Source organism: Stieleria sp., from assembly GCF_041595215.1.
Classification (GTDB): domain Bacteria; phylum Planctomycetota; class Planctomycetia; order Pirellulales; family Pirellulaceae; genus Stieleria; species Stieleria magnilauensis.
On sequence record NZ_JBFHKV010000254.1, the window covers coordinates 1 to 8,955 of the forward strand.

Here is an 8,955-nt window from a genome sequence, read left to right on the forward strand (position 1 = left end):
CTGCGACCCCGTCCGGGGTCGAGGGGATTGTGGGACGTGCTTCCCGGAGGTGGCGCTGCGCTGACCTCCGGCTACTCGCTGGCATCCCTCCGGGATCCTCGGTTCGCTGCCGCTCTCCTTTGACACCTAACGGAGTGATGCTTGTTAGCGGCAGGGCTCACGTCCAGTACCGCTCAATCAAGAAGCGACTTACCGCCCGGCTTCGATCAGCGGTTTGGCTCCCTGGTCGATCAGCATCTCGGCAACTTGGCGTCCCAACGCGATCGCCGTGGTTTGCCAGGCGTCGGATGCCACGTCCAGCGTCGTGTCGGCTTCGGATTCCAAGCAGACTTTGCCATCGAGCGACAACACGCGGGCGACCAAGTGCAGGACCGAGTGAGGTTCCTCGCCGGCCGACACATCGGAGACCGTTCCCAAGGCGGCGATCGGCGCTAAACAGCCGCCGTGCAGTTGCGATAACAACGTCCGTTCGGCCAGCGTGCAGGCAGTCGAACGGGGAACATTGATTTGTGAGACCACTGCGACGGCATCGGCATCATCGCCGCGTACTTCGATCGCCAAGGCGCCTTGTCCGGGAGCGGGCAGCATGCATTCCAGCGGCAGCTCGACGCGGGGCAGATCATGCATTTCCAACCGCTCGATTCCCGCCGCAGCGAGCACGATGGCGTCGTATTCACCGTCCCGCATCTTTTGTAGTCGTGTCTGGACGTTACCGCGAATGGGTTGGACGTCCAGATCGGGGCGGAGCTTCAGCAACTGAGCCGCGCGGCGACGGCTGCCGGTACCGATTCGGGCGGCGTTGGGCAACGCGTCCAGTTCCAACCCCCTCGGCGAGACCAGGCAATCGGCCACCGTTTCTCGCGCCGGCGAGGCCACCATACGAAGACGCGGGTGGGCTTCGGTCGGCAAATCCTTCATCGAATGCACCGCCACGTCCCCCTCGTCGTCCAACAGGGCCTGCTGGATTCGTTTGGTGAACACGCCGACGGAGCGTTTGCCGTCGATCGGCCGCATGTCCACATCGCCGCTGCTGACCATCGGCACAATCCGCGGCGCAACGGTGTGCTTGGCCAGCAGTTGGGCGACGTGCTGTGCCTGCCAAAGGGCCAGGGGGCTTTCTCGGGTCGCAATCCGAAGGACGCGGGGATCCGACTCACCCGCCGGCTGATCAGAGGGCTGGCGGTCGGATATTGACGATTGATCCGGTGCTGGCAAGATAATGGGCCGAGTTCGTGTGAAGGCTAACGGACGAGTCGGGCGACAACCTGCCGACTTCGTTTTCCGGGTCTTAGAGTAACGTGCCAGATCCGAGTCCGACAACTCCACCGGTATTGCGATATATTGGATGGGGCGATCGGGTGGACGGATCTCACTCGACCTTCACCTCGCCCCTTCCCCACCGCGACGTCCATCACCTTGTCCCGATCCCTCTCCGATAGCGATGATTTGACGCCCGATTCGCTCTCCAGCGAGTTCGAAGGTCGCGTCGTTGATTCAGCGGAGCTTGGAAGTGTGCCGACGTATAGCGAAGCGGTCGGCGCCGATCCCGCGACCTGCGAGATCGGCGATCTTTCCGAACCGGAAATCGAACTCAGCGTGGCCTCCGATCAGGCGATTGAAGCGGCTAAAGCGACCGCCGTCAGCATCCCGGGAAAACGCTCGGCGGACTCCGAAGGCAAGGTGCCCAAGCAGATCGGCGAATATCGCATCACGGGCCTGATCGGTTCGGGCGGCATGGGTCAGGTGTTTTCCGCCGAACACGTGCGGATGCAACGCAAGGTCGCGTTGAAAGTGTTGCGGAGCGATCGAATCTCTGACGAAGCGTCGGTGGAGCGGTTTTATGACGAAGTCCGCGCCGCCTCGCGCGTCATGCACCCGAATATTGTCACCGCCTTTGACGCCGGCGAATTTGGCGGGATCCATTACTTGGTGATGGAGTACGTCGACGGATTGACGTTGACGAAACTGGTTTCCAAAAACGGTCCGCTGTCACCGGGAATGGCCGCCGCGATCGTGCGCCAAGCCGCCTTGGGATTGTTGCACGCTCATCGCGCCGGCATCGTGCATCGCGATGTCAAACCCGGCAACCTGATCCGCGCCGTCGACGGGACGATCAAGGTGTTGGATCTGGGGCTGGCCCAAATCAGCAACGTCCTGTGGTCCGAAGACGGTCGCGAATTGGGCCGCGTGCAAGACCCCGATTCACATCACTCACGCAAAGGACGCCTGATCGGGACGTTGGCCTACATGTTCCCCGAACAGCTCGAATCCCCCGACGAAGCGGATCCCAGAAGCGACATCTAGTCCCTCGGAGCGGTGCTGTTCTTTCTGCTGACCGCCAGGCCGCCGTTCCAGGGGGAATACCTGGACCAGGTCTATGGCCATCGTCACGGCGAGATCCCCGATCTGATGCAACTGCGCAGTGACGTCGACCTGGGACTGTCCAATCTGCTGCGTCGGATGATGGCCAAACGGCTCAGCGAACGCTACGCGTCCTTGGACGAGGTCGTGGAAGATCTGGGCGCTTATGCCGAGGAGTCGCACAGTCCTGCCTGGTTGGCGGAGTTCGTCAATCGACAATCCAGCGTCAATGATTCCACGATGTCCGGCGGGTCCACCGCGATCGCCAATCAACCCGTGTTCGGCATCGACATGGGGATGTCCTACGCCGCGGCGGCGGAATTGGTACAAGGGGTCGGCATCCACAACTTAGTCGCCGGCGCCGATGACCAGCCGTTGTTCCGGATGGTGATTGCCAACGACCACGGACGACTGTTGTTTGACATGGACGCCAACCAGATGCGTCGGGTCGCGCCGAAGCATGTTGTGCACTGCCTGCCGATGTACATCGGCAAAGACGTGGTCCGCCGCGAGATTGCCGGAAGCCATTGCCCGCCGGAAGTTCTGCTGGCGCTGGCGATCCGACGAATCGTCTCCAACGCCTGGCCGGGGCGCGCCATGCCCAAGTTGACGTCGATGGTGGTGCCGGCGTGTTACGACCAATTTCATCGACGCAGCATCAAGCAAGCCTGTCGCATCGCGGGGCTCGAATCCGTTCGTCTGGTCGACAGAAACGTCGCAGCGATCCAGTCACTGCTGTTGGACATCGATGGCGTGGTGTCCGGCGAGAACAAACCGATCGACATCAATTCGGCCGAAACGATGCTGTTCATCGGTTTGTCGGGACAAGCCACCGAGGTCGCGTTGGTGCAACGCGACGGCATGCAGCTGAAACAACTGGCCACCGCAGGCCATTGGCATACCAGCATGTTGAGCTGGCAACACCGCTTGGTCACGCTGGCCGCCGACGGGTTTCGGCAACGCCATGGTTTCGATCCGACCGAGCAAACGATCCAAGCGTCGCGGTTGCAGATGGCGTGCGAACATGCGATGAATTCGTTGCTGATGCTGTCGGAGGTGACGATCAGCATTGAAAAAGACGATCGCCCCTATTCGATCACCGTGTCGCGAAACACGTGGCTGGAACGATGTGCCGATCTGATTCACGGAATCCGTCGCGACATGCATGCGGTCTGTCAGCAGGCGGGCGTGCATCCCAAGAAAATTGGTTCGGCCGTGATCCACGGGCCGCTGTTGCGGATCGATGCCCTGCAGACCCGATTGTTCAAAAAACTATCGCCCGACTTGGATGTCCGTGTCGTCGATCACAGTGACATCGCGCGTGGCGCGGCCGCCTGCCTGGCCGCCGAATTGCCCCAGCGGAGTGACATGCTGTTGCCGCCGCGATGCGTTTCCAGCCAGACGATCGGAATCGTGATCGAAGACAGTCGCGGGCGGCGGCGGATTTTGCCGATCATCCCCCGCGGTGAAAAACTGCCGGCACGCACCAACCGAAAATTGACGATCGCCAAAAATCGATTCTCCATGACCCTGTCGGTCGTCGAATCCTCCGGCGTGAACGGCGACAAATGGCACTCGCTGGGACGCTACGAATTCCAGGTCGACAAGGATTCCAACAATCAACTCAAACGAACACGCTCCATCGGTTTCGAATTGAACGTCGATGGATTGTTGACCGTTCGAGCCCAAACGCCGGGGACGCCTGAAAGCAAGCGTCTGGCCGTCATTCCCGAACCGCTGTTGGACCCCAAGGACGAACCCGACTGGGCCCGCTGGGTGGCCGGTTTGGATCTGTGATCAACCGCTGACGGAAATCACCGCCTTGATGACCCCGGTTTCCGGTTTGGTGTAGGATTCGAAATCCGACAAGACTCGATCCATGTCGGTTCGATGCGTGATCCAAGCATCGGTGTTGATCATCCCCATTTCGATCAATTGAATGATCCGGGTGAAATCGCCGGGCAACGCGTTGCGTGACGCCAGGATCGACGCTTCGGGCTTGTGCATCGTCGGGTGCCGGAAGGTGACTTCGTCGGTCGTGATGCCGACGTAAACCAACGATCCGGTGCTGGCCAGATAGTTCAGCGCGCCGCTCATCGAGTGACGGTTCCCCGTCGCGTCGACGATCGATTGATACAGATCGCCGCCGGTCAGCTCACGCATCCGCTCCAATTCACTGCCATCGCCTTTGAACTGGATGGTGTTCTCGATCCCGTAATTGCTTCGGACGAACTCCAAGCGATCGGGGTTCATGTCCATCACGCTGATTTTTGCGCCGGTGAATTTCGCAAACTCCAGCGTCGCCAACCCGATCGGCCCCATCCCGATGATCATCGCATGATCGGCCGGTTGTGGATTGGCGCGGTCATTGGCGTGACAACCGATCGCCAATGTTTCCACGAGCGCGAGTTGGTCGAAGGAGAGTTTCTTGGACGGATGCAACTTGTCGGCGCGAACCAAAAAGGACTCGCACAGCCCGCCGTCCATCATCACGCCGATGACTTTCAGGTTTTGGCAACAGTTGGTTGCACCGCGACGACAGGGATAGCACGTCCCACAGTTCATGTAGGGTTCCACACTGCAACGGTCGCCGGCGGCAACGTTCGTCACGCCGTCACCGACCGAAACGACTTCCACGCCCAGCTCGTGACCGGGGATGCGGGGAAAATCGAAAAACGGAAACTTCCCCAGATAACAACTGATGTCGGTTCCACAGACGCCCATCCGATGCGTTCGCACCAGCGCTTGTCCGGGGCCGGGCGCCCCCGGCGGATCGATCTCGATGGGCTTTAACGTTTTGACTTCACTGATCTGTATCGCGCGCATGTTCCAAAGTTACTCCAAGTGATAAATGCGTTTGGCGGTGCCGCCAAAAAACTGTTCTTGTTCGTCGCTGGACAATTCGCCGGCCAACGACCGGACCGCCTCCAGCCATCGTTCATAGGTCGATTTCAACAGGCAGACGGGCCAATCGCTTCCGAACATCAATCGATCGGGGCCAAACGCCTCGAGCACGGTCTCCCAATACGGCCGAATGGTTTCAATGTCCCAGCAGGTGTCCCGGACTTCCGTGACCACGCCGGAAAACTTGCACGACAGATTCGGCAAAGCAGCGATCTCGCGGATTTGTGACCCCCACTGGGCATCGAGTTCGCCGTCCTTGATCGTCGGTTTGGCGATGTGATCGAGCACCATCGGGATGTCGGCGTGCGACCGGACGAACTCGATGGAACTTTCCAATTGCCGTGCGAAAATCAAGACGTCGTAGACCAGGTCTCGGCCGGCCAGTTGGCGGATGCCGGAATTGAATGCCGCGCCCAGGATGAATCGATCGTCGGGTTCATCTTGAACGACGTGACGCAAGCCTTTCAAGTTGTCGCTGCCGGCGAAGCGGTCGAGTTGCTCGGTGATTTCATCGGACGCAAAATCGACCCAGCCGACCACGCCTTTGATCAGCGGCTGTGACTGGGCAAGCGTGAGCAGCGTCTCGGTTTCTTCCAACGACTGTCTGGCCTGAACGGTGACGAAGCCATCGACGCCGTGTTCGCCGGACAGGCTGTTCAAGTCGTCGGACCAAAAATCCTTCCGCAGCACCGACATCCTGTCACTGATCCACGGATACTGCTCAGCGGAGTATTTCCAAAGGTGATGGTGGGAGTCGATCAACATGTCGGGACAACAACCGTGCGGGTAGTCTGTTTCGGTTCCAGGGACCGACAAAGTAAACGGCATTGGTTGACCGACGACAAGCCACCTTCGCGCCGCTCGGTGTTCCCAGCCGCGTTTTGTGAACAATCGGAAGGACCGGAACAATCGCCAACGCTGGCAAACCCGTGCCCGATTCACTGGAATTGCAGTTTCGTCTGCCTGGGATCCGATGCAGTCCGTACGGCATCCGCGAATGTCGACTGCCAGCTGCTCACGTTCCTCTCTCCGGCGATCGCCCACCCGCGGCGACCACCGGCGCTCGTCCGCGGTGGCGAAATCGCACCGATTCAACCTACCCAAAATTCTCATGTCTGAATTCGTCGCCCCATCAGTTGATCCGGATCTCGCTGACGTCAAGAAAACTCGCAAACCGAGTCGGAGGACCGATGCGGCGCAGTCACCGCTGGAGACCTATCTGCGTGAGATCAACGAGACGGCGTTGCTGACGGCCAAAGAAGAGCTGGAACTGGCCGCCCTGATCGAACAGGGCGATGTCGAAGCACGCGATCGAATGGTCCGTGCGAACTTGCGTTTGGTCGTCAACATTTCCCGCGGCTACACCGGCAAAGGCCTCAGCCTGCAGGACCTGATCGAAGAAGGAAACCTGGGACTGTTGCGAGCCGTTGAGGGGTTTGATCCCACCGTCGGAACCCGCTTCAGCACCTACGCCAGTTACTGGATCAAACAATCGATCAAACGGGCCTTGATCAACAGCGCCAAGACGATTCGGATTCCGGCCTACATGGTCGAATTGCTCAGCAAGTGGCGTCGTGCGACCGCCCGGTTGAGCGAAGAACTCGGCCGCACCCCGACCAACGAAGAAGTCGCTCGGGTGTTGGGACTGCCCAAGAAGAAGCTGCCGATCATCCGCAAAGCGATCCGCATCAGCAACAGCACGCCGCAAAGCGACCAGAGCGAATCGGGGTGGTCACTCGGCGAGATGGTCATGGACGAGCGTCTGAAAGCTCCCGACGAGATGATGCTCGATCACGACATCCTGCGTCACGCCATGGAACTGCTCGGCGATCTGGAAGAACGCGAAGCGATGGTCTTGAAACTCCGTTTCGGACTCGACGGAACCGAACCGAAAACACTCAAAGAAATCGGCGCCGAACTCGGCCTGACCCGCGAACGCGTCCGTCAGATCGAAACCGAAGCCCTGCGTCGGCTCGCCGACGGACTGACCGATCCCCGCGAACGGTTCGGTATCTAAACCACACCGCCAGACCAAACGGCAGAGTCTCCCAGCGGGAAGCGTCAGCGAGCGGCGCGTGGTTGCACCGCGATCAACGCCCGACACTGGCTCACGCCACGTGCTGGCATGCGCGCCAGCGGGAAGCGTCAGCGAGCGGCGCGTGGTTACACCCCAGCGGGAAGCGTTAGCGAGCGGCGCGTGTTTGCCCCGCGATCAACGCCCGACACTGGCTCACGCCACGTGCTGGGATACCCAGCGGGAAGCGTTAGCGAGCGGCGTGTGTCCGACCGCCCCTCCGCTAGCGGAGCACTACGGAGTTGGACACCGAGTTGCCCAGGTGTTCAAAATCGGTGAATGACCAAACGACGTTCTTCTTTCGATCGATTTCGATGATTTGCGGCTGGCCTTCACCGGCGTGACAGTTGCCCACGATGATGTTGCCGTTGTCGAGCACCTGCAACGTCGTCACCCAGGCCAGCGTGATGTCGTCTAAATCATGCTGGTCGACCTGCCAGACGATCTGTTTTTCCGGGGTCACCTCCAAGATGCTGTGTCCGTTTCCGGTCGCGATCAAGGTGTTTCCATTGGGCAGACGCAGGGCACTGAAGACGGAATCGCCAAACGCCTCCGGGCCGTGGCCGCCTTTGGGCTGCTTGCCGAACAGCGGCACGTCGTACTCCCAGACGATCTTTCCGTCGCGGTTGTACTCGCGGACATATCCGTCGCCTTCTTGAGCGACCAGATACGTCCACTGGTCGCCGTCGATGACCGGGCGGACCAGACGCGTGTCACGGTGGGGATGGGGGCGGTCGCGTTTGAGATCGAACTGTTTGTGAACCTTTCCATCGCGGTCGATCTCGTAGATCTTTCCTTCGCCGCTGAGTGCCACCATCACATGACCGTCGGGCAAAAGCGCGATCGAGTGCAATTCGACCTTCTCGGCCGTCGCCAATGAACTCGCGTCGAATCTCCAGACGATTTCGCGTGACTGCGCGTCCAATTCGACGATCTCGGTTCCCTGGTGTGTCAGCACGTTGCCGTTTTCGAGCACATGAATGTCATGGGGCGCCCCCTTCAGCTCCACCTTTGCCGTCACCTTCCCATCGGCATCAAACCAGAACAGCAGGTTGCGTTCATTGGCCACCAGCGGATAACCGGCGGCAAGCGGGGCGGCAAATAGGAACGCCAAGGACAGGCAAAGGATCGATCGCATGGATGGGAATCGGGGGAGCAAAAGTGAGGGGAATGTCTGACTGAGGGGCGACTGCATCGATCGTCTCGATGTTGCGATGGATTGTAACGCATCTGTCCCGGACGCGGTCCAAGGGAGACACGCGAGCTACACCGCCATCGGAACATCGCTGTCGAAATGGGGCTCGATCTCCGCCAGGCTGGGCAGACCGGCTCGTGAGAGCAGCTGATCGAGTTGTTGGCGCCGTTGACGGGGATCCAGCGGCCCGGCGGTGGCTGGTTCGTTCTCGTCAGGCATCGCCGGGTCGGCCTGGACTTCGGATAGTGTGGCGGCAAAACCACGTCGCCATTTTCGCTCGATCAGTTTGAACGTGATCACCACCAATGCCACGATCACGCCGATCGTGATGCCTCCCGCTTTCCAATTGCCTGAGATCAAGGCAAAGATCACGAAGGGCAGGCAGACCAGCACCGTCACCACGGTCACCAGCTTTGCCATC

The 8,955-nt window shown here is 60.1% G+C and carries 7 protein-coding genes and 1 pseudogene; 3 read left to right on the plus strand and 5 right to left on the minus strand.

Annotation, left to right across the window (positions count from 1 at the left end):
* Positions 1-189 precede the first annotated feature (189 nt).
* Complete coding sequence (gene hemC, locus ABX749_RS11955; protein ID WP_372896184.1) at positions 190-1,215, minus strand: hydroxymethylbilane synthase; 1,026 nt, start codon at positions 1,213-1,215, stop codon at positions 190-192.
* A 201-nt stretch (positions 1,216-1,416) separates the two neighbouring features.
* Between hemC and ABX749_RS11960 the strand changes: the two genes are divergently transcribed.
* Positions 1,417-2,304, plus strand: coding sequence for a serine/threonine-protein kinase (locus tag ABX749_RS11960; protein WP_372896185.1), 888 nt, complete (start codon positions 1,417-1,419; stop codon positions 2,302-2,304).
* A 12-nt stretch (positions 2,305-2,316) separates the two neighbouring features.
* Positions 2,317-4,158, plus strand: a complete 1,842-nt coding sequence (locus ABX749_RS11965; protein ID WP_372896186.1) for an Hsp70 family protein — start codon at positions 2,317-2,319, stop codon at positions 4,156-4,158.
* Here ABX749_RS11965 and ABX749_RS11970 read toward each other — a convergent pair whose 3' ends face one another.
* Both ABX749_RS11970 and ABX749_RS11975 read right to left on the minus strand, forming a co-directional pair.
* Positions 4,159-5,187: a zinc-binding alcohol dehydrogenase family protein gene (locus ABX749_RS11970; protein ID WP_145217096.1), complete on the minus strand. Its 1,029-nt coding sequence runs from the start codon at positions 5,185-5,187 to the stop codon at positions 4,159-4,161.
* Positions 5,188-5,196: 9 nt separating this feature from the next.
* Positions 5,197-6,030, minus strand: a complete 834-nt coding sequence (locus tag ABX749_RS11975; protein WP_372896187.1) for an amidohydrolase — start codon at positions 6,028-6,030, stop codon at positions 5,197-5,199.
* A 346-nt stretch (positions 6,031-6,376) separates the two neighbouring features.
* Here ABX749_RS11975 and ABX749_RS11980 point away from each other — a divergent pair, with 346 nt between their 5' ends.
* Entirely contained in the window at positions 6,377-7,282 is a 906-nt protein-coding gene (locus ABX749_RS11980; protein ID WP_372896188.1) for an RNA polymerase sigma factor RpoD/SigA, read from the plus strand.
* Between the two features lie 280 nt (positions 7,283-7,562).
* On the opposite strand, the gene ABX749_RS11985 is transcribed toward ABX749_RS11980, so the two are convergent.
* A complete protein-coding gene (locus tag ABX749_RS11985; RefSeq protein WP_372896189.1) occupies positions 7,563-8,477 on the minus strand; it encodes a PQQ-binding-like beta-propeller repeat protein in 915 nt (304 codons plus the stop codon).
* A 126-nt stretch (positions 8,478-8,603) separates the two neighbouring features.
* Positions 8,604-8,955: pseudogene (locus ABX749_RS11990) on the minus strand (hypothetical protein); the annotation flags it as partial.